The following is a 20,096-nucleotide window of genomic DNA, read 5'->3' as shown; positions in this document are numbered from 1 at the left end:
AATGGCTTTCTGTTGCTTCCTGAACACTTGCCAATCCTCTTTGGTTCTCATGCCATTGGCGATGCTTTTTCTGATAATGAATTTGACCATGCCGGAAACAAGCCATTTGTATAAGGTGGGAATATCCTTTCTTTTGGTCAGTTCCTCACCCTGTTCCACCATGCACTCATAGCTTCGTCCGTAATAGAGCCATGCAAGCATGGCAGGAACAATGCTTCTCTTGTTCGGGGTATGAAACTCATTTACTATCTTCTCAGCAAGGTCTGATTGTAAAAGAACATTTTCCAGTTCCTCGAAATCAGGGTTTCTATCATCACCTATTCTCTTGCGTGCTGCTTCTTTATATTTCGGAACAAGCCTTACAGCCGTATTGAAAATATTGAAGAATCCTTTGAACTTCTTGTCGTTCATTTCTTCTACGAAATCGGCATATTCATCCGGATGGCTGTCGAGCCATTCCTTTATCAGTCTTTTGAAATTATCATATTCTTGTTGTCCCATACAAGTATCAATCTAATAGTTTTACAAGGTCTTTCTTCATTTCTTCGTCAATATCCCTGTATCGTCTGAAAGCTTTACTTCCCTCCTTGTGTCCCGACAGTGCGGAAACGAGGTTCGGGTCTTTCACTTTTTTATAGATATTGCCGATAAATGTACGTCTTGCCAGATGGCTACTTGCCACTTCATAAATTGGTCGTTTGATTTCGTTGTGCGTCAACGGATCTAAGATTGTTACGATGCGGTCAACTCCAGCCAACTTGAATATCTTTTTTATGGCGTCATTGTACTTTTGTTCGGATATGAATGGCAACAGTTTCCCCTCATATTCTTTGTAGCGTTCAAGGATTTCTTTCGCTTTGTCGTTAAGTGGAACACGTACCGTAACCGGATTCCCCTCTTTGGTTTTCTTGGGAATATACTCTATGGCTTCATTGACCACATTTAGTTTGGTCATTCGGTACAAGTCGCTCACTCTGCATCCTATCAGTGTCTGAAATATGAATATATCTCTCTGTATTGCCAGTTGTGGGGTAGCTGAAAGGTCGGCATTGAAAATTCTATCTCTCTCTTCAAGTGTTATATAATAAGGTGTACCGTATGTACATTCTTCTATCGGGAATTTGTCGAAAGGTCTGTTTGTGGTACGCTTGTTATCGAAGCACCACAGGAAGAATGTACGTATTCTTGAAAAACAGTCTATCAGCGTGTTCTTGCTTCTGGGCTGTGGTGTCCTCTTTTCGGGAATGGCTTCATAAATGCTCGGGTAAAGTTCATAGTACTGGTATTCGTTCTGAAAGAAATCCCACATATCCCGAAGCGTGTCAGGTGTTACCAAATCCACGTCAAGGATAAAGCCCTTTTGTCCTCTCTTCGTTGCCTTTACATATAGTTCATAACGTGCTAACGCACGTTGTACTACTCGAAAGTTCTTGATGCGAACTTCTGATAATTTATGCTTGACAAGAAATTCGGCAAACAAATCCAGCAAGGTGGGTTTGGTTTCCGCTGCAATCTCTTCTTCTGTTTTATATCTGTTTGGATGATGATATTTGTCTATGAGTGTGCTTAGCCATTCGCTGTCAGCTTCCGGTGTGTACTCTTGACTTATCAGGTTGATGATGTTCTGTACTTCGTTGTTCAGTGCCAGTTTCTTTTCTTCATGAACAAGGGCTACTCTGTCTTTATACCCTTGCTTCTCGCTACTCCAGTGATTTGGGTTAATTGTCAGCTCACTGGCAGCTTTAATGTCCTTTTTACCATCTCTTAATCGGAAATAGATTGTAGCTACACTATTGGTGTCGTTTTTACTTGCGGATTTTCGGATAAAGGCTGTTGCTTTCATAATCGGGATTTTTAGTAACGGTACAAATATATAAATTGTTCCCAAATTGTTCCCAATCATCCCGAATTTATTTCAATCCGATTAAATAGGATTAACTAAGTGTGTGTTTGTAATATATTGAATATTAGTGTATAATGCTTTATTTTTCTTTGATTTTCTATTTAATAGGATTGTTCCCAATTTATATATTTCAAATGCGGGTCTGGGTACGAATAAACCCTGATAATCACCTGATTATCAGGGTTTTCTGCTTTTATAGGGCGTACTAAATGTGTACTGAATGACGAATACAAAGAAAAGGTGTACTTTAATAGTTTTCTTCCCCATATCTTTATAATTTCTTAACGCTTATCCTATCTTTTCTTCCTTATTATTGCCGATGTTTTCGGGAAAAGTGAGATTCTTACCTTATATTTGTAGTAAGAACGTTTAAAGGCACACGATTATGGAAAATCATATAGAAACCAATTTCAGAGAAATACAGAAGATATTAGATAGTTGTATAGCTCATGACTATAAAACTAAAGTAGATGCACTATTTTTAAAACGTGAATATTTGACGCAAGCCCAGCTAAAGGATTATTTGCGACAAGAAATTTTCCGTGTGACTGAAAATATTGTAGCCATCCAACAAAAATACCGTGTCGTGCGTAACATTGTATTGGACATGGATATTCCCGATTTTTTGTGGGAAAGTGGTTATTTTGAGGACTTGAATTCTGATGAAAGAAAAAAGTATATCGGTTTCCGCTGCTCTGATTTTGATATGGATGCATATTTGCATGAACCGTCCTGTTATGATGGGCGGCTTCCTTATTTGTCCATTATCGTTAATCTTGTCGTGCTTTCCAAATATTTGCGCTATCTGCAAGAACAGGAAAGCAATTACCATACAGATGCGGTTGCCATCCAAGAGCAAGCCTTGCCAAAAGAGAAAGAGGAAAGTGCAGATACTAATCCAACCAAGATTGTGGGCAAAAGCAATCCTTTCAAGTCCACGTTGAAAGCTAATGAAATCAAACTTCTGACCGACTGTGTGAATGAAGCGAATATGTTTACTACTACCGTCAGTGCCAAAATACTTACCGATTTTTTCAACTGCAAACTGAATGGGGTATTGAAAGTTAATAATACCCGTCTGTTAGCCTATCTTATGATGCAACTTAGCTGTTATAATTACATCGTTTATGAATGGCAGTCTGTCATAGCAAACAATAAACTGATATTGAAGAAGATAAAAGGTGAACCGCTTACACGTACTGACCTGTCGAGTGCGACAGACCAAGCGAAAAACATCTATCCGAAAGGATATGAAATCATAGACAAATACATCAAACAACTGCAAAAAGGTTGAGCATAGATTGAACGCTCAAACAAAGGTCAATTAGACTTCATTTTCAAGCTCTTAACTTTGCCCCCGTTAACAAAAAAACGAGGGTGCGCACCTTCATATTGTTTCACCTAAATTCCTAAACAATATGGAAAAAAATTTAGAGTTAAGAGTTTCCGAACTCGAAAAGATGTTGTTCCTTTCAAAGAACGTGCTTAGCTTCGATGAAGCGAGCAAGTTCTTGAACCTTTCTAAAAGTTACCTGTACAAGCTGACTTCGGGTAACTTGATACCCCATTACAAGCCGCAGGGCAAAATGCTTTATTTTGAGAAAGCGGAGTTGGAAGCATGGTTGCGTCAGAACCCGGTCAAGACGCAGGCGCAGATAGAGCAGGAAGCGCAGAAGTATATCCTTAACCGTCCTCTAAAGAAATAACGGCTATGGAAAATAGAAAAGCGACAGAAGCCGGGCAGGACATCACCATGCAGAAAGAGGATTTCGCAGCCCTTTGGAAAACCATTCATCTAAAGGTGACGGACACTTACGAAGTGCCGCCCGAAATACTCTGGGTGAACGGCTCTACCATTGGCACGTTGGGTAATTTCAGTGCATCCACGGGTAAAGCCAAGAGCAAAAAGACATTCAACATTTCCGCTATCGTTGCGGCAGCGTTGAAGAATGACGAGGTATTGAAGTATTCGGCATACCTGCCACCGAACAAACGGAAAATCCTCTATGTAGATACCGAGCAGAGCAAATACCATTGCCACAAGGTCATGGAGCGTATTTTGCGGCTTGCCGGACTGCCTACCGACAAGGACAGGGACGATTTTGTTTTCATCGTGCTAAGGGAGCAGACACCCGATAAGCGGAAACAGATTATCGGTTATATGCTTGAAAATATGCCCGATGTGGGGTTGCTCATCATTGACGGAATCCGTGACTTGATGTATGACATCAACAGCCCCAGCGAATCGACTGACCTAATCAACCTCTTGATGCGCTGGTCAAGCGGATATAACCTGCATATCCATACCGTACTGCATTTGAACAAGGGGGATGACAACACAAGGGGGCATATCGGTACGGAACTGAACAATAAGGCTGAAACCGTCCTGCAAATTACCAAAAGTACGCAGGACGGCAACATAAGCGAGGTAAAGGCGATGCACATACGTGACCGGGAGTTTGACCCGTTCGCATTCCGTATCAACGACAGCGCATTGCCCGAAGCCGTGGACGGTTATGTATTCAAGCAACCCAGCCAAGACAGGGGCTTTCCACTGGCAGAACTGACGGAGCAACAGCACAGGACAGCTTTGGAAAACGGTTTTGGCAAACAGGTCATATATGGTTACGAGAATGTCCTAAAGACCTTGAAACAGGGTTATGCAAGTATCGGCTACAAGCGTGGACGCAATATCCATGTGGATTTGAACAAGTTCCTTGTGAACAAGCGCATGATTGTGAAAGAGGGCAAGGGCTACCGCTATAATCCCGATTTCCATTATTAAAAGTCAGTTTGGTTTAGTCCGGGTGTATATATAAGAGGAACGGACTTACTATTTCCCTGTATCGGAACAGGCAGGTTTAGTATGGTACGGGTATATATATAACGGACTAAACAGGACTGGCGCACTTTTCAACTATTTTTTAATCCCCAAAAAAGAAAATGTTATGAACATCGAAGATGTGAAACAAATACCCATCGCAGACTATCTGCACAGTTTAGGTTACTCTCCTGTCAAACAGCAGGGTAACGGTTTATGGTACAAATCACCGTTAAGGGAGGAACACGAACCGTCTTTCAAGGTGAACACTGACCGCAACCTTTGGTATGACTTTGGCGCAGGCAAGGGCGGCAACATCATCGCACTGGCAAAGGAACTCTATTGCTCCGACAGCCTGCCATACCTGTTAAACCGGATAGCGGAACAGACACCGCACGTCCGCCCGGTCAGTTTTTCTTTTCCCCAGCGTAGGACAGAACCGAGTTTCCAACATTTGGAAGTCCGTGACTTGACCCATCCGGCATTGCTCCGTTACTTGGAGGGACGGGGTATCAATATCGAACTGGCAAAAAGAGAATGTAAGGAACTCCATTTTACCAATAACGGCAGACCGTTCTTTGCTATCGGTTTCCCGAACATAGCAGGAGGTTACGAGGTTCGCAATTCCTTTTTCAAAGGCTGCATCGCCCCGAAAGACATCACCCATATACGGCAGCAGGGAGAGCCGAGAGAGAAGTGTTTGGTATTCGAGGGTTTTATGGACTATCTTTCTTTCCTCACGCTCCGGATGAAGAACTGCCCGACCATGCCCGACCTTGACAGGCAGGATTATGTCATACTCAACTCTACTGTCAATGTGCCGAAAGCTATTGACGTGCTGTACCCGTATGAACGCATCCACTGTATGCTTGACAATGACAAGGCAGGATATGAAGCGACACGGGCTATCGAATTGGAATACTCCTACCGTGTGCGTGACTTCTCGGGCAATTACAGGGGGTATTCGGACTTGAACGATTACCTGTGCGGCAGGAAGCAGGAACAGAAGAACAGCACCAGCCAAGCGCAGGAGATAAAGCAGGAAACCGGACAACGTGCCGCCCCAAGACAGAAAAGGGGCAGGGGCATTTAGTCCGGCAGGATTACCAGCGACAGGCGGTTTAATTTGGAGAGCAAGGTTATGTTTCGGTAAACCGAAACTACCTTGCTTTGCTTGACAGCAAAGAAAATTTCTCCCGTTGGTCGCAATTTTTAAGATACCATTTAAATGTAAAAACCTATGACGAATATAAAGGATAAGCCGGGGGGACGTCCGGCAAAGAAACGGATAGAGAAGCAGCAACGGGTAGTCAGCACGAAGCTGACCGAGTTGCAGTATTATGCCATCAGGAAGCGAGCCGGGGAAGCCGGGTTGCGTGTCAGTGAGTATGTCCGGCAGGCGGTTGTTTCGGCAGAGGTCATACCCCGGCTGAATAGGCAGGATGCGGACACCATCCGCAAGCTGGCAGGGGAAGCCAACAACATCAACCAACTGGCGCACCGAGCGAATGCCGGAGGTTTCGCACTGGTGGCGGTGGAACTGGTGAAACTCAAAAACAGGATTGTCGAAATTATAAATCAGTTGTCGGATGATTGGAAAAATAAAAAAGGGAAGCGGGTTTAAGGGCTGTGTGAACTATGTGCTTGGTAAGGAGCAGGCGGTTTTGCTTCATGCGGACGGGGTTCTGACTGAAAGCCGGGGCGATATAATCCGCAGCTTCTGTATGCAGACCGGGATGAATCCCGATTTGAAGAAGCCTGTCGGACATATTGCGTTAAGTTATTCGGCAGTGGATGCACCCAAATTGACAGACGAGAAGATGGTACAGCTTGCGCAGGAGTATATGCGTGAAATGAAAATCACCGATACGCAGTATATCATCGTGCGCCATCAAGACCGGGAACACCCACATGTGCATATCGTGTTCAACCGCATAGACAACAACGGCAAGACCATTTCGGACAGGAACGATATGTACCGTAACGAGCAGGTATGCAAGAAGCTGAAAACCAAACACGGGCTTTATTTTGCTGGTGGAAAAGAACAGGTAAAGCAGCACCGCTTGAAAGAGCCGGACAAGTCGAAATACGAGATTTACACGGCTGTAAAGAACGAAATCGGGAAGTTCAAGAACTGGCGGCAGTTACAGGAGCGGTTAGCGGAAAAGGGTATTACTGTCCGGTTCAAGTACAAGGGGCAGACGGGCGAGATACAGGGCGTTTCCTTTTCCAAAGGCGAATACACGTTCAAGGGTTCGGAGATAGACCGCAATTTTAGTTTCTCCAAACTGGATAAATGTTTCGGGGATGCAGGACTGAATACGGTCGGAAATCAACGGCAGACAGCTTTTACACCCGTTCGGGAGCCATTGCCGACACAGGGAAAGACTGACAGTCCGTTGATAACTGGCTCACTCGGTCTGTTCACCGCTTCATCACCCCCTGCGGATGAAGAACCAAACTTGAATTTAAGAAAGAAGAAGAAAAAGAAAAAACAACTTAATTTGTAAACACATGGAGAAAAATTTGATTTTAGAGGGGCTTCTCTCAATGGTTACTGAATTGAAAGAGAAGCAGGAAGCACAGGTAACGCCAGCCAGTCGGGAGGAAACTCTTGAAAGACTGAACGCAATCGAACAGGCATTGTCGGAATTGCACAGTAACCCGGCTGTTCCCGAAAAGGATTTGCAGGCTATCCGAAGCCAGCTTGACGAGATAAGGAATAGGATGCAAGGTCAGCAGAAACATATCGAGGACACCAAGAAAATAGTATTGGAAACCTACCGTTGTTTCAAGGTAATGCTTGATGCTTTGGGCTCTTGCAAGACGGATAAAGAGGAAGCTATACCCTTACCGCTCTATCAACGGATTTGCAACAAGGTCGCTTCTTGGATTCGTCCGGGATTGTTCCTTTTTTCGGCAGTGCTGGTTATCTGTTCCGTTTCCATATTCTTGAATATCCGTTTGGCTGAACGTATGCAGCAGTTACAGGACAACGATATGAAATACCGCTATTTGCTGATGCAAGGACAGGCAGACGGGGAAACTTTTGATATACTGGAAAACAAGTTCAAATGGCAACGGGATAACGGCTTTATCCGAAGTCTGACCGATTCAGTGATGGATTTTGAATACCGCATCCAAAAGCAGGCGGAAGCACTGGAACGTGCAAGGCTGTTGAACGAGCAAGCCGAACAGCTAAAGAAAGAAGCTGATAAGCTGGGTAAGCCATAAACGGGGAAAGCCGGGATGGATGAAGCACATTCACCGTTCCGGCTTTTCAGATTCACTTCTTTTTCTTCGTACAGTGTTCTTTCTCGAACTGGCGTAGCGTGGTGACGCTGAACCTTTCCTTGATGAACTCCCGGACATCGGAAGCCTTGTAATACACTTTTCCGCTGATAGTGAAGTATGGCAACGCACCGATAGCCCGGTAGCGTTGCAGGGTTTTGATGCTTACTTTGAACAGCAGGCACAAGTCTTGATTATCCAATAGGTTATCATCTTCGGGCAGTACCCTGTCTGCATTGCGTAGTACCCGTACATCTTTGCAGAGTTCTTCCAGTTTGGCATACAGCTTCTGCATCCATCCACCAAATTCGTCATTGTCTATATACATAATTGCTTCATTTTTCAGATTATACATTTTGTTTGTCAATCGATTGATGAAGCAAAGTTCTAAAAACGGATACAAAGAAATTACAGGAGAACTAATGGAGTCCCCTATAAATAAATCATAAGTTGCTGATTATCTATATCCTTTCTTATCATGTTCATTTTTGATTAGGTTTGCCAGTCCATTAAGAAATTCGGTGAGTTTGCCCGGCTTCCGTTTTATCACGTCCTCATGTTTTTGGTGGCAGTCGCTTATCTTAATGTTAAACAACCATTCAAAACCTTTGGATAAGTCCACTAAATAGGCAGGTTTACCGTTCTGATAAACGATGTCTTTGGAGAGGAATAAGCCGCTTACCACTTCCATGATATTGATAAGGGTTGTTTTGTCGGCGAGGTAGAGAGGGGAAAGGGGCTGTTTATTGATGCGTTGCTGTAGTTGTTCCGGGTATTTGATGCGCCATTCAATAAGGCGTATTTCAGTGTTCAAAAGTCCTATCGCTTCATCAATTAAATGCAAATAGGGCATTTTTTTCTTGCTCAAACCGTACACGATACGATTTAAGACGGTGTAAACCAAAGGAAAAATAGCGAAGTAAAATACTGTAATCCTGTTCGTTGATACCAAAATCGGCTACATGCGTAGCCAATTCCTCAATAGCTTCTGTAAACTCCGATGCAGAAACTTTACGTTGTGAATATTCCGACAATAAGCGGAAAAATCGCTGTTCTAAAATTAGATTCATGTATGTATTCATATAAAAAATAAGCCTTAGCGAGACTTAGGAAAAGGCTTATTTCAATTCATAATATTGTAATCCGCAAGTTGTTGTTTTGGGGGAATTTAGAAAAATAGTTTATAGCAAAGTAATCCCAATAAAAATAGCACTAAAAGGCATATTGTAAGAAATATATATATCCTAAACATATATATTTGGTCTGATTGCTCCTTTTCTATGGTTTTTTTACGGATTTCTTCTATCTTTTCAATGGAAACATTGGATAAATCAGCATTTTTACCTTTGCCTACAAGATATTTGTGATGTTCTTTCATCCTGTCTCTATTCAACTTGCGAAGCTCACGGTTCTCTTTGTCCCGTTGTAGCATATCATTTATGCAACCTAATGTTCCCATTTTCCAGTTAACATTTAATTTCCAAACCTTGATATATCAATTTCTTTTTGTAGTTCCCTAAAGATACGTTCCAAATCATATCCATGCGGATTGGAAATTTGGAAACATCCGCTTTCTATGGGGCTATTAACCTGAGGAGCAGTTATCACCGTGTCATTGAAAACGAAAGCGATGTACTTTCCTACACTCTTTGTTGTGGCTTCTCTCCATATAGGCAATTTATCTTGGAGGAAGACACCGGTAATGACCGAGTGTCCAAAAGCATCAGTTTCCAAACGTAAAGAATCGAAATCCATAACAGTAAGGAAAGGTGTTTGTGAAAGGCTGTCTGTAGTCTGTGATGTTACGTAGTACCAGCCGTTTGTCCGGTGAAAGGATTTTGTCTGCATACAAGCTGTCATTAGTAGGCAGAAAAAGAGAATTGTTGAAATCTTCATATCCGCTATTTTTAGGTTAATACATCTTCTCCAACGTCCACACCATCTTATTGGGATTATAGGCTTCCATTACGAGATGTGTTCCTGTGTATTCCATCACTGTCCACGGACCTGCTATGTTGTCGAACGTGATGATTTTTCCATTTACTTGATAAGTAAAATCTGTGTTCCACATATATCCGTCTTCTTCGTTCGTCCTTGTATAAATGCCTTCTGATTCGTTAGTAAACTGAAGAATGGATTGTTTTGTGTAGTCTATCTCATCTTCGATATTGTACACGGTCATTTGCGCTTGCCAAGTAGTTTGCTTCAGGGCTTCGGGGGTGAAGACAGAAGTAGGGGCATCATCGTTACTACAATTTGTCAGACATAACATGGCGCAAATAATGAATGTGGAAAGCACCATACATAAAGTAATTTTCTTTTTCATCTTATCTCTATTTTAAGTGATTGACAATAATTATATATTTCTCTTCATAGGGATACTAACAATACCTTTATTAATCTCTTTTTTACCCACTTTTTTGAAGCCTAAAGATGTATAAAAAGTTTCTGCATAGGTTGAAGAATTAACTGTTATATAAGTAAAATTACAATTGCTCATCATATAGTCAAATAACGATTTTCCTATTCCTTGCCGATGATAGTGTGGCAAGACAAAGAAGAGGGATATATGTTGCCTTTCCCGATGTACACCGATTATTCCTATCAATAAATGATTGTCAAAAGCCCCATATATGTCAAGCGTATTCATCAACGATGTGTCATACACGAAACTTTTAAAGGTTTCAATCCCTTCTTCCGTAAAATCGTTAATGCCACACTCTATACATACTTGATAGGATAAGTTTATAGCATTTTTATATTCTTCTTTCATTAATTTCCGTATCATACTAATAGTTTTTAATCAATGTGTGCAAAGTAATGAAAGGTGGAGGAAAAAGGTCTTGACAATTATCAAGACCCCAATATAACAATTGTTAAAAGGTGAGTTATATCTCTAACTTGCGGCGTATGCGGCTAATGGTTTCCGGTGTAACCCCTAAGAATGAAGCGATGCTTTTCAAAGGAACTACTTCTTTCAAGTTAGGACAACGTTCCATCAAGTTCCTGTATCGTATTTCAGGCGTACAATATGAATCAAGTAATCGTTCATATACCATTTCAAATAGACTCTCTGCCACATGCCTTCCGAATCGTTGAGTTTTCATATCCGTTTCCCAATATTCAATAATGTCATGACGGGATATTTCATATACAGAACACTCTGTTATGGCTTGAATATTTACTAACGATAAGCCACTTCTCATTAAAGAAGAATAGTCACATACAAACTCGTTGGTGAAAGCGTATCCAACAATGTGTTCTTCACCCTCTCCATCAATATATGTATATTGGAATGTACCGTTTTCTACCCATTCGGCAAAACGTGATATTTCATTCTGACGAATAAAGAAATCTTTTTTGTGGTATATACGTTGCTTCCCTTTTTCATGAAATAAATCTTTTACGAGGGAATAGTCTAAATTGTCGAGGTATGAATTAAAATCTTTCATTGTCGTAAGCTATTTATTCAGTCCACGGCGTATGCGACTGATTGTTTCCGGTGTGACTTGCAAGAAAGAGGCAATCTCCTTTAACGTAATGTACTCTTGAATATCGGGGCATCTATTCAATAAGTCAAGATACAGTTCTGCCGTAGTCTTGCAGTACATATCTATTAATCTATGATACATTAATAAGTATGATTGTTCAATAAGAGTACATTTTACTTGCATGGTTTCTACATTTGTGGCAAAGAATTCCTCTACTTTTAAATAGGGTATATAACAAATCTTTGTATCGCAAACGGCTTCAATTGTTACTAATGACGGTTGATTAGGCTCTATAAGTGTGCATAAACTTCCTGTAAACTCTCCGGAGAAAGTATATCCTACTATATGTATATTCCCTTTTTCATCCACACGAGTATATCTCAATAAGCCGTGTTCGATATAAGCTCCCCGATGATTCACTTTGCCTTGAATAGTGAATTGTTCACCCTTTTTGAGTTCGATATAAGTACCATGTTCCAAAATGAACTGCTTTAGCTGTTCTAATTTCGAATGGTTGGCATATTGTGAGTTAAAATCTTCCATACTATAAACTAATTGCAATTAAAATATAGAATAACCTCGTGAGTTGTTCTCTTAAAAAGGGAAAATAGATTCCTGACTTTATCAAAACATCTTCTCTTTTTTTTAATCTACTTTATTGTGAGTTTAGTTTGTGCTTTTGTATATATATCCAAAACGTACCAAACTAACTTTTGTAGCCTGCAAAATATATGTGCTGGCGAAAGAAGAAACAATCTTTTTTCTTTTCGCCAATTTTAAAGTTTGTAACTCTCATAGTTTGAGGAAGAAATGAATACTTTTATTTCTTCTTCTGTTGGAAGTTCTATCCTATACTTTTGCACAAAAATATTTGGGTCTAACCCGGCAGTGGCATACTTAACCAAGGTATCTCCCTTTTCGGTGCAGAGCAAAATGCCGATAGGTGGGTTATCATCCGGCTGCATCACTTCCGCTTTAAAATAGTTCAGATACATATTTAGTTGCGAAGCGTACTCATGGCGGAACTTATCTATCTTCAATTCTACAATAACATGGCATTTCAAAATGCGGTGATAGAACACAAGGTCGGCAAAGAAATAATCCTCGTCTATCAAGATACGTTTTTGCCGGGCTTCAAAACAGAAGCCATGTCCCATTTCTAACAGGAAGTGTTGCAGGTTGTCAAGAATGGCTTGTTCCAAATCAGTTTCTGTCACCAATGCACGTTCATTCAACTCTAAGAACTCCAAAGTAACAGGGGTGTTGATAACATCTTTAGGTTGTAATAAGGTTGCTTGTTGCTGGACTAAAGCGGAGAGGGCTTCTTTGTTTTTGGATAGTCCGCTACGTTCGTAATATAAAGATGCGATTTGTCGCTCCAACTCCTTTACAGACCAGCAGCCACGAATGGTTTCCATTTCATAGAAAGCACGTTTTACCGGGTTCTCAATTCCCGATATAGTGTTTAAATGGGTGGAAGATAATCTATTGAATAATCTATCAGCCGGAATCATCCATGTTTCGGTTTGTGGGTATTCTGTTGATAGTTTCCAAACTCCATTTTCAGATTCGGCGGTCACCAACCGCCGAATTGGTTCAGTGAATTCGGCGGTCAATGACTGCCGAATTTGAATTTGTGATGCAATGTATTGTGTAACAGGTTCTTTTAGTTGTGGATAAACAAGGTACAACCGTCTAAATTCCCTGAATCTACGTTCATTCAGACCTTTTGTTTTCAGTCGTTGTTCCAGCTTCTTCAACAGTTGTTCACCGTAGGCGGCACGGTCTTCTCCGTTCTGCTCAAATTCTACAATATAGCAACCCATAAGCCAGTTACGGGAAGTAAGGGCAAGGTTTACAGCATGTGCGGCTTGTGCCTGCAACGTGTTCTGTATCGTGCTGATATGTTTTACTAATGCTTCAAAGTTCATAGTTACAAAGATAAGTCTTTTATGGTTAAAACTTTAGTTCGGGCAAGCTGTTTATTGCTTCCTCTTTCAATTTATCCACCGCACGGGTGTACTTCTCCGTATGCTTCAATCCGCTATGCCCTAAAAGGCTGGCTACGGTTTTGATATTTGCCCCATTGTTCAGAATGTTCACGGCAAACGAATGCCGGGCACAATGCCAGCTTATATGTTTGTCTATCCCGGCTCTCTTTACCCAACGCTTTACTGATTTACAGCAACTTTCGTAAGTAGGTAAATCGAATATCAAACAGTTTTTATCTGCCGGGGCTTCACCAATGATAGACAATAGACCATCATTCAGGGGAATAACCACACCACTACTGGCAGAATGTCCCTTTGTCTTGCTTTGTTCAAATTTCAATAACCGATTAGCGTAATCCACATTCTTATAGGTAAGGTCTTTTACATCACAGAAACGCAAACCACTGTATAAACAGAAGATAAAAGCCCGTCTGACATTCGGGTTCTCGTTGTCATAATGGCAAGCCGCCAACTTTTGTATTTCTTCGGGAGAAAGAACATCTTTTCGAAGCATTTGGCTATCCACTTTACAGGTAACACTTTTACATGGGTCTTTCAACATTACATCGTGGTCAATCGCATATCGAATAACTTTCTTGAAACGCTGGTAAATGCTTTTAGCACCTTCACCCACACTTCGGGATTGCAAATAGGCTACAAACTGCTCCATCATTTCTTTGGTGATAAGTTCCGGTTTGATACTAAACTCATTCATGGGGTATTGCTCTTTTAAGAAGTCCTTAAAACGGCTAAGCGCAATTTGTACCATGCGAATATCTTTCTTGGTATAACTGTTGATATAGGCTTGGAAATAGTCTAAGAAATTGACCGTTCTATCTTTTTTCAACCGATAGCCCAACATACTTTCTTTAAATTCCTGCTCACGCTCCGCACGTATCTTTGTGGCAAGCTCCAATGTTTCTTTGTTCTGCTGGCGTTCCGCAGGGGTACGGGGCTTATCTATCAGATACAGACTAAGGTTTTCTTTTCGCCTGTTATGCTTTACTGCAAACTTGGGCTTACCTTGCATCTTTCCACTATCATAGTACACTTGATTGCCGTTTTCATCTAATACGGGCTTTTCCTCTCTACCTAAATAATACTCTAAGTAAAGGCTGATTCTACCATCCGAGAGCTTATTTTGCTCTAACTTGGGGTTTTCTTTCGTTTTATTTTCTAACTTTGCCATTGTTTAGAGGTTTTATCCCGATTTAGGTACCATAACCGGGTGATTACGCTAAATAGTTGATTTTCTTTTGTTTTCCAATATTGCAAAGGTACAAAAGAAAATGATATTTCAAAGTGTACTAAAAGTGTACTGAATAACGGAAAATGGGCAAAATATGGCAAAAATAGAGAAAATAGGAAATATTCAAATAGTTGATAATAAGGAAGATAAATTCTTTTATTTTCCTATGATTTCTATGGCTTGTACCGGGTCTGGGTACGAAGATAAAAGCTAAGTATTGAATAATCAATTACTTAGCTTTTTGTTTTACCTGAATTTTCCCCGCATTTTCCCCACACGTGCAAAAAATATAGTAGTAAGTCATTGTTTTCTTTGGCTGAATATCGTAAATACACTACCTTTGAAAAGAAATAAAGCCTATTAAATAAAAAGCAATGGAACAAGACGTTTGGCAAGAGATAGAACAGTTATACCAAAAATTTCAGAAACTTGGCATCAATGAAGCGGTGGATTATGATAAGTACTACCTTTATTCTCTTATTACCCATTCAACAGCTATTGAAGGTTCTACACTTACCGAAATAGATACGCAACTTCTGTTTGATGAAGGGGTAACGGCGAAAGGGAAACCGTTGATACATCACTTGATGAATGAGGATTTGCGTAAAGCATACGAACTGGCAAAAGAAGAAGCACAGCGTAATACATTAATAACTCCGGTTTTCTTGCAAGGCTTGAATGCTGCCTTAATGCGGACAACTGGAAGTGTGCATAGTGTAATGGGTGGTTCTTTCGATTCTTCCAAAGGTGAATATCGTTTATGTGGTGTCACGGCAGGCGTGGGCGGTCGGTCTTATATAAATCATCTAAAAGTGCCTGTTAAAGTAGAGGAATTTTGCGCTATCCTGCAAGAAAAGCAAAATACTGCGGGAACACTTCGGGAACAATACGAGTTGAGTTTCAACGCTCATCTTAACTTGGTTACTATTCATCCGTGGGTGGACGGTAATGGAAGAACGGCTCGTTTACTGATGAATTATATTCAATTCTGCTATCACCTTTTTCCTGCTAAGATCTTCAAGGAAGATAGAGAAGAATATATACTTTCTTTGCGTCAGTCACAAGAAGAAGAAAGTAATCAGCCTTTCCTAAACTTTATGGTAAGGCAACTAAAAAAATCACTTTTACTGGAAGTAAGAGCATATAATTGTGATATGCAGGATGATCTTATTTTTTGATAGTTAATTTGTGTGTTAATTACTATTTCGATTTTAGCAATATGGATGTAAATAATAATGCTTGGTATTTCACGGGAGAGATTGATTATAAAAAGATCCCTTTGATACAGAAGTGCAAAAACATTATTGTAAAGTGTTCAGTTACCACGAATTTTGAAGTTGATAATATTATTTCGTATCTGCATAATATTTGTTCTTCAGGTGAAATGAAAACGCTGGATTTGAGAGAATTTTATTTACCATCAGGGATTTATAGTATTGGGTATTGTTCTAATATCGAAAAAATAATTTTACCTCAGGGAGAAAGCCGAATATCATACTGTAAGAATTTGAAAGAAATAGTGCTTCCGCAAAACTCTTTGTTAAATATAACGGAGACAAATCATAACATCTCTCTTACGAAATTTGTAGTTGAATATGGGCATAAATATTACTGTGTAAAAAATGATGCTTTGTATTCTAAGGACGGGAGAACGCTATTGTTATTTCCCACAAATAAAATATGTAATTATAAACTTGAAGAAAGTACCGAGTTCATACATGAAAACGCTTTTGAAGGCAGTTTGTTGAAAAGCATATCTTTAAATAGGAATTTGAAGAATATAGGTAAACACGCTTTCAAAAACAGCCGGATAGAGAAATTGTATTTCAATCAATCCGAATGCGAACTTGACGAGTTTGTTTTTGAAGGATGTAGTAGGCTGCATGATATTATGATTCCGGCATATTGGAAAACAATAAAAAAAGGTACATTTAGTAAGTGTTATAATATTAAATATATTAACTTGCCAAAGTCTTTAACTACAATAGAAAAAGAGGCATTCTTAAATTGCTCTAAATTGAAAGTTGTTACTGGTGGAATGGGACTATTATATATAAAGGAACGTGCTTTTTGTGGATGCATAAATCTTAGTGATATATGTTTGAAAAGCATACAAGAGATTGAAAGTAGTGCTTTTAAACAATGTTCAATTCATAATCTTATTATTAGAAAAGGAGCTAAAATAGATTGGGGAGCATTTGGTTATTCTTCTATAAAAAATGTATATGTTAATTCTGAATCATCCAATCTTAATGAGAATGCTTTTTATAATTCAGTAGTAGACAATTTTATTCTTCCTGTAAATTATATCAATCCCCAATTTATAAAGATACCATGGGAACAACAATCTGTTTTTGTAGGGTTTATATGCTTTCTTTACGAAGATAATGGAATCCATTATGGCTTAATTCGAAGTGAAAAACGAACATTTGTTCGTTTTAAATATAAGCCACAAGAAGAAAAATTTGAAATAGGAAATGTTGTTACCTATGAATACAAGAAACGTTATTCAAAACATTTTAATGGGAATAATATAGTATATACCTTAGATAATGCAAATCAAGGATTTAATGTTTTGAATTTGAATTATAAACCTGAAAATAAAGATAAGGATAGTTCGGAAATTTTATTAGAATATATTAAAAATGATTATTGGTATAAACAAGGGCATAAAAGTAAAAACTACATTTTAAGTAATGAAATTATCTCTGAATATTTCAAAAAGAAAGATTATATTGGACTTCAAAGAAAAATATCTGCATATGTCCAACAATATGATATCAAAAAAGCTTGTGAACAGTATTTTGTTACTATTGAAGAAGATTTTAGGTATCGCGTAGGAAGAGATGATTATTATAGCTGTTGTGAAGTCGGCAAAATAGAAAAATATTCTACAGATACATATATACAAAAAATATTGCCTAAATATGGAAAGTGTCTTTATGAAGACAAAGGGTATATGGCTGCCGATAAAATGGCAATAGATACAACTGGATATAAAGAAGAAGCAAGCATTAAACAAATTCAAATACGGAATAATGCATTAAAATACTATAATCCTATTTGCCATGAACACGAATTATATGAAGAAATTTTATCTGATTACATCTCTGAGCAAAAGGAAAATGAATATTTACTTGAGAAATTATTTCACTATAATACTTTGGTTAATTATGGAAAAAGTTATTTTAGCCATGATGATTTGGAAAAAGTAAGAATGGATTTTATGAGTTTTGCATCCCATATATTGTAGAAAATTATGAAATCCATAGTTAGATGATTAAAAGATCTTCATACTTGTGGCTATATTTAGAATGAATGAAAACAAATCAAGGCGTTTTTTGAAAAGAGGGATGAGTATTTACACATCCCTCTTGTTTTTACTGGCAATATAAATTTATAAAGATGTCACGTAACTATTTTATTAATGTATCAATAGTTTCTTTATGCTCTATATACCAAACCATTGCTTTGATTAGAGACTTCAACATAGACTTGCAATGGGGAAGATACTATGTGAGTCTTCTTTTATTTTTTTTCATAAAAAAAAGAATTTTAGAATGGCGACGTTGCCATTTTCTCTTAAACGCAAATTTAATGTAAAAAGAATAATATTCATTATTTTTTGCTATGTAATTTCAGAATAATCGTGAATTATAGCCTAAATCCTTTACTTTTCATAGACTGCTGCATTTTCCCAAACTGCTCCTTAAACCAGTCGGAAATAGGTTGCTTGTTTATTGTCAATGTTAGTTTGCTATCATTTGCAAGGTTTTTATCAATCTTAAAGGTAGCTTCCCTTACCTCAAACTTTTGCTTATGAGTTTCCGAGTAAATCTTACCGTTACAAACCAATGTTTCTTTTTGCCCAATAAGATTGAAAGCAGGTAATATTGCTATAATAAAAAGTGTCCCACCAGCAGATCTATGGGATGCTGATGGGTTCATACTTTCTCATAAAGAAGGAAGTTTTTTTCAACTTAGCCTTTCTTTGTATTGTGTATAGAGGAAAACAATACAGACATTTAAAGTTTCATACCTCTGCTTTTTCTTGGTTCTTCAACCGTCTGTCGTAAACCTCTTCTTAATTTCTCCCATTGTTCTCTGAACCATTCGCTTATTGGTTGTCTGTTTATGGTTAGAACAAGTTTATTGCTGTCGGTTGGATTTTTTTCAACTCTGAAAATATCGTTTTTGATGTCAAACTTCCGTCTGTGTTCTTCGGAATAGATTTTCCCATTGCATCTGATAGCTTCCCTTTTGTACAAAAGAGAGTCTATCATCCCCTTGGTAAAACCTATGACATAACACAATTTTTCCATTCTCAACATTTCTTTAAGCAATGGGAACCAGTTGAACGCTTTTTCAAGAATGGCGTTCAATCGTGATATTTCCTTGTCTTTGGCTTCAAGCTCTTGATTATGTATTCCTTGTATATTACGAATCTGATTACCGTGCTGTTCCTGCATTTGTTGCATCTGAACTTTTAAGTTATCAATGCTTTTGTCACGCTTGGAAATTTCATACCGTAAACTTTCGTTGGCTTGTTCCAAATCTTTTAATTTACCACTTCCGAAAAGAGAACCTACACCGCTGGTTATGGCAGTGGCTACATCGGTAGCTGCACTTTTGAGTTTGTCCGTGCGTATCTCTGCTTTTACCTGTTTGAGTTCCTGCTCGGCAAGGCTTACCTGTTGCTCCTTGTGTCGCTTGGTTTCCTCTATACGTTGCAGTTCGGCTTTCTGCTTCTCAATGATGAAGTCGTTTCGTTCCAGATGCTCTTTACCTGTAATAGTTTTTGCCTGCCCACGTTCCATCAGGAGAATATCGGAAGCAAGGGTCTGCATGGTTGCCATATCCTCGTCATTGAGCTTTCGGCTCTTTCCAGTTTCATGGTTCATCCAGTCGAATACGACATGAGCATGATAATTTGGTTTGAACCATCTGTTACCGACTTGGAAGCTCTCTTTATCTTCCGCTTCCGGCTGACCGTTCAGCCAATGCCCTTCGTCTTTGTGCAGGAAAATCTGTAGCGGAGTGATACCCCAGCGTCTTTGGCACTCTTCACCGAATTTGCGTACATCAGCCAGTGTGGTGTCTGGTCTGATGAGCAATACTCCTTCACGGATGGGTGAACATCCCGCCACCTTGATAATCTTTCCATTCTTTCCCTTGCGTTCCCTTTCCTTTTCCTGCATGGCACGTCCGGTCTTTTCCTTGACCATTTGCTTGATATTGTCATAATGAGTTCGCAGTTCGGGAGTGCCGAAGTCGGGATTTATCCACTGTTTGTTATCGGTGGAAAGTTCGGGAACGACATAGATTCTGGACTCCCCGATATTACGCATAT

General features: G+C 39.3%; 24 protein-coding genes. 9 read left to right on the top strand and 15 right to left on the bottom strand.

Features of this window, described 5'->3' with window-relative positions:
* Positions 1-501 (bottom strand): DUF6043 family protein (locus tag DW947_RS19945; RefSeq protein ID WP_243635109.1); only part of this gene is annotated, 501 nt, incomplete at its 3' end.
* Positions 502-508: 7 nt separating this feature from the next.
* The gene (locus tag DW947_RS19940) at positions 509-1,843 is read right to left on the bottom strand and encodes a site-specific integrase (RefSeq protein ID WP_117682176.1); all 1,335 of its coding nucleotides are present in this window, start codon (positions 1,841-1,843) and stop codon (positions 509-511) included.
* Between the two features lie 445 nt (positions 1,844-2,288).
* Between DW947_RS19940 and DW947_RS19935 the strand changes: the two genes are divergently transcribed.
* From DW947_RS19935 to DW947_RS19905, 7 genes are all read left to right on the top strand, one after another.
* The gene (locus DW947_RS19935; protein WP_007479974.1) at positions 2,289-3,197 is read left to right on the top strand and encodes a hypothetical protein; all 909 of its coding nucleotides are present in this window, start codon (positions 2,289-2,291) and stop codon (positions 3,195-3,197) included.
* A gap of 124 nt (positions 3,198-3,321) precedes the next feature.
* Positions 3,322-3,609: a helix-turn-helix domain-containing protein gene (locus DW947_RS19930; protein ID WP_005944327.1), complete on the top strand. Its 288-nt coding sequence runs from the start codon at positions 3,322-3,324 to the stop codon at positions 3,607-3,609.
* Between the two features lie 5 nt (positions 3,610-3,614).
* Positions 3,615-4,688, top strand: a complete 1,074-nt coding sequence (locus tag DW947_RS19925; RefSeq protein ID WP_004323659.1) for an AAA family ATPase — start codon at positions 3,615-3,617, stop codon at positions 4,686-4,688.
* 163 nt (positions 4,689-4,851) lie between these two features.
* Positions 4,852-5,817: a toprim domain-containing protein gene (locus DW947_RS19920; RefSeq protein ID WP_005944329.1), complete on the top strand. Its 966-nt coding sequence runs from the start codon at positions 4,852-4,854 to the stop codon at positions 5,815-5,817.
* Positions 5,818-5,964: 147 nt separating this feature from the next.
* Entirely contained in the window at positions 5,965-6,348 is a 384-nt protein-coding gene (locus DW947_RS19915; RefSeq protein WP_004310825.1) for a MobC family plasmid mobilization relaxosome protein, read from the top strand.
* The gene (locus tag DW947_RS19910) at positions 6,314-7,234 is read left to right on the top strand and encodes a relaxase/mobilization nuclease domain-containing protein (protein WP_008642636.1); all 921 of its coding nucleotides are present in this window, start codon (positions 6,314-6,316) and stop codon (positions 7,232-7,234) included. Before DW947_RS19915 ends, DW947_RS19910 begins: the two co-directional genes overlap by 35 nt.
* A gap of 4 nt (positions 7,235-7,238) precedes the next feature.
* Positions 7,239-7,958 carry a hypothetical protein gene (locus DW947_RS19905; RefSeq protein WP_005944331.1) on the top strand — a complete coding sequence of 240 codons (720 nt, stop codon included), beginning with the start codon at positions 7,239-7,241 and terminating at the stop codon, positions 7,956-7,958.
* 52 nt (positions 7,959-8,010) lie between these two features.
* On the opposite strand, the gene DW947_RS19900 is transcribed toward DW947_RS19905, so the two are convergent.
* The 11 genes from DW947_RS19900 to DW947_RS19850 form a co-directional block, all read right to left on the bottom strand.
* Positions 8,011-8,343, bottom strand: coding sequence for a helix-turn-helix domain-containing protein (locus DW947_RS19900; RefSeq protein ID WP_004323655.1), 333 nt, complete (start codon positions 8,341-8,343; stop codon positions 8,011-8,013).
* 129 nt (positions 8,344-8,472) lie between these two features.
* A complete protein-coding gene (locus DW947_RS19895) occupies positions 8,473-8,892 on the bottom strand; it encodes a hypothetical protein (RefSeq protein ID WP_004323654.1) in 420 nt (139 codons plus the stop codon).
* A complete protein-coding gene (locus DW947_RS19890; protein WP_004323653.1) occupies positions 8,846-9,097 on the bottom strand; it encodes a hypothetical protein in 252 nt (83 codons plus the stop codon). Before DW947_RS19890 ends, DW947_RS19895 begins: the two co-directional genes overlap by 47 nt.
* Before the next feature lie 86 nt (positions 9,098-9,183).
* Positions 9,184-9,474 (bottom strand): hypothetical protein, encoded by a 291-nt coding sequence (locus DW947_RS19885; RefSeq protein ID WP_004323652.1) that lies wholly within the window; start codon positions 9,472-9,474, stop codon positions 9,184-9,186.
* Positions 9,475-9,488: 14 nt separating this feature from the next.
* Positions 9,489-9,911: a SecDF P1 head subdomain-containing protein gene (locus DW947_RS19880; RefSeq protein WP_005944333.1), complete on the bottom strand. Its 423-nt coding sequence runs from the start codon at positions 9,909-9,911 to the stop codon at positions 9,489-9,491.
* A gap of 16 nt (positions 9,912-9,927) precedes the next feature.
* Positions 9,928-10,341 (bottom strand): hypothetical protein, encoded by a 414-nt coding sequence (locus tag DW947_RS19875; protein WP_005944336.1) that lies wholly within the window; start codon positions 10,339-10,341, stop codon positions 9,928-9,930.
* Positions 10,342-10,371: 30 nt separating this feature from the next.
* The gene (locus DW947_RS19870) at positions 10,372-10,803 is read right to left on the bottom strand and encodes a GNAT family N-acetyltransferase (RefSeq protein WP_005944338.1); all 432 of its coding nucleotides are present in this window, start codon (positions 10,801-10,803) and stop codon (positions 10,372-10,374) included.
* Between the two features lie 100 nt (positions 10,804-10,903).
* On the bottom strand, positions 10,904-11,467 hold the full coding sequence (locus DW947_RS19865) for a Crp/Fnr family transcriptional regulator (RefSeq protein ID WP_005944341.1): 564 nt from the start codon (positions 11,465-11,467) through the stop codon (positions 10,904-10,906).
* A gap of 9 nt (positions 11,468-11,476) precedes the next feature.
* A complete protein-coding gene (locus DW947_RS19860) occupies positions 11,477-12,049 on the bottom strand; it encodes a Crp/Fnr family transcriptional regulator (RefSeq protein ID WP_005944344.1) in 573 nt (190 codons plus the stop codon).
* A 233-nt stretch (positions 12,050-12,282) separates the two neighbouring features.
* Positions 12,283-13,437 carry a YhcG family protein gene (locus DW947_RS19855; protein ID WP_005944347.1) on the bottom strand — a complete coding sequence of 385 codons (1,155 nt, stop codon included), beginning with the start codon at positions 13,435-13,437 and terminating at the stop codon, positions 12,283-12,285.
* Positions 13,438-13,462: 25 nt separating this feature from the next.
* Entirely contained in the window at positions 13,463-14,686 is a 1,224-nt protein-coding gene (locus tag DW947_RS19850) for a site-specific integrase (protein WP_005944350.1), read from the bottom strand.
* A 434-nt stretch (positions 14,687-15,120) separates the two neighbouring features.
* On the opposite strand from DW947_RS19850, the gene DW947_RS19845 reads away from it, so the two are divergent.
* Together DW947_RS19845 and DW947_RS19840 are read left to right on the top strand one after the other, a co-directional pair.
* On the top strand, positions 15,121-15,924 hold the full coding sequence (locus DW947_RS19845; protein ID WP_118161428.1) for a Fic family protein: 804 nt from the start codon (positions 15,121-15,123) through the stop codon (positions 15,922-15,924).
* Positions 15,925-15,965: 41 nt separating this feature from the next.
* Positions 15,966-17,999, top strand: a complete 2,034-nt coding sequence (locus tag DW947_RS19840; RefSeq protein WP_118161429.1) for a leucine-rich repeat domain-containing protein — start codon at positions 15,966-15,968, stop codon at positions 17,997-17,999.
* A gap of 401 nt (positions 18,000-18,400) precedes the next feature.
* Here the strand turns inward: DW947_RS19840 and DW947_RS19835 are convergent, their stop codons facing one another.
* Both DW947_RS19835 and DW947_RS19830 read right to left on the bottom strand, forming a co-directional pair.
* Complete coding sequence (locus tag DW947_RS19835) at positions 18,401-18,694, bottom strand: hypothetical protein (protein ID WP_118161430.1); 294 nt, start codon at positions 18,692-18,694, stop codon at positions 18,401-18,403.
* 77 nt (positions 18,695-18,771) lie between these two features.
* A partial coding sequence (locus tag DW947_RS19830; RefSeq protein WP_119958610.1) for a mobilization protein occupies positions 18,772-20,096 on the bottom strand: 1,325 nt, incomplete at its 5' end.

The organism is Bacteroides sp. AM44-19, from assembly GCF_003603395.1.
Lineage (GTDB): Bacteria > Bacteroidota > Bacteroidia > Bacteroidales > Bacteroidaceae > Bacteroides > Bacteroides uniformis.
Note: the sequence above shows the minus strand (reverse complement) of the source record. Positions and strands in the feature narration are given on the sequence as shown.

Bases quoted from the DNA above. Each gene is read 5' to 3' on its own strand.
- DW947_RS19900 (WP_004323655.1), bottom strand. From the start codon at position 8,343: ATGTATATAGACAATGACGAATTTGGTGGATGGATGCAGAAGCTGTAT.
- DW947_RS19875 (WP_005944336.1), bottom strand. From the start codon at position 10,341: ATGAAAAAGAAAATTACTTTATGTATGGTGCTTTCCACATTCATTATT.
- DW947_RS19885 (WP_004323652.1), bottom strand. From the start codon at position 9,474: ATGGGAACATTAGGTTGCATAAATGATATGCTACAACGGGACAAAGAG.
- DW947_RS19890 (WP_004323653.1), bottom strand. From the start codon at position 9,097: ATGAATACATACATGAATCTAATTTTAGAACAGCGATTTTTCCGCTTA.
- DW947_RS19850 (WP_005944350.1), bottom strand. From the start codon at position 14,686: ATGGCAAAGTTAGAAAATAAAACGAAAGAAAACCCCAAGTTAGAGCAA.
- DW947_RS19840 (WP_118161429.1), top strand. From the start codon at position 15,966: ATGGATGTAAATAATAATGCTTGGTATTTCACGGGAGAGATTGATTAT.
- DW947_RS19855 (WP_005944347.1), bottom strand. From the start codon at position 13,437: ATGAACTTTGAAGCATTAGTAAAACATATCAGCACGATACAGAACACG.
- DW947_RS19925 (WP_004323659.1), top strand. From the start codon at position 3,615: ATGGAAAATAGAAAAGCGACAGAAGCCGGGCAGGACATCACCATGCAG.
- DW947_RS19835 (WP_118161430.1), bottom strand. From the start codon at position 18,694: ATGAACCCATCAGCATCCCATAGATCTGCTGGTGGGACACTTTTTATT.
- DW947_RS19930 (WP_005944327.1), top strand. From the start codon at position 3,322: ATGGAAAAAAATTTAGAGTTAAGAGTTTCCGAACTCGAAAAGATGTTG.
- DW947_RS19915 (WP_004310825.1), top strand. From the start codon at position 5,965: ATGACGAATATAAAGGATAAGCCGGGGGGACGTCCGGCAAAGAAACGG.
- DW947_RS19940 (WP_117682176.1), bottom strand. From the start codon at position 1,843: ATGAAAGCAACAGCCTTTATCCGAAAATCCGCAAGTAAAAACGACACC.
- DW947_RS19920 (WP_005944329.1), top strand. From the start codon at position 4,852: ATGAACATCGAAGATGTGAAACAAATACCCATCGCAGACTATCTGCAC.
- DW947_RS19880 (WP_005944333.1), bottom strand. From the start codon at position 9,911: ATGAAGATTTCAACAATTCTCTTTTTCTGCCTACTAATGACAGCTTGT.
- DW947_RS19910 (WP_008642636.1), top strand. From the start codon at position 6,314: ATGATTGGAAAAATAAAAAAGGGAAGCGGGTTTAAGGGCTGTGTGAAC.
- DW947_RS19905 (WP_005944331.1), top strand. From the start codon at position 7,239: ATGGAGAAAAATTTGATTTTAGAGGGGCTTCTCTCAATGGTTACTGAA.
- DW947_RS19870 (WP_005944338.1), bottom strand. From the start codon at position 10,803: ATGATACGGAAATTAATGAAAGAAGAATATAAAAATGCTATAAACTTA.
- DW947_RS19845 (WP_118161428.1), top strand. From the start codon at position 15,121: ATGGAACAAGACGTTTGGCAAGAGATAGAACAGTTATACCAAAAATTT.
- DW947_RS19865 (WP_005944341.1), bottom strand. From the start codon at position 11,467: ATGAAAGATTTTAATTCATACCTCGACAATTTAGACTATTCCCTCGTA.
- DW947_RS19935 (WP_007479974.1), top strand. From the start codon at position 2,289: ATGGAAAATCATATAGAAACCAATTTCAGAGAAATACAGAAGATATTA.
- DW947_RS19860 (WP_005944344.1), bottom strand. From the start codon at position 12,049: ATGGAAGATTTTAACTCACAATATGCCAACCATTCGAAATTAGAACAG.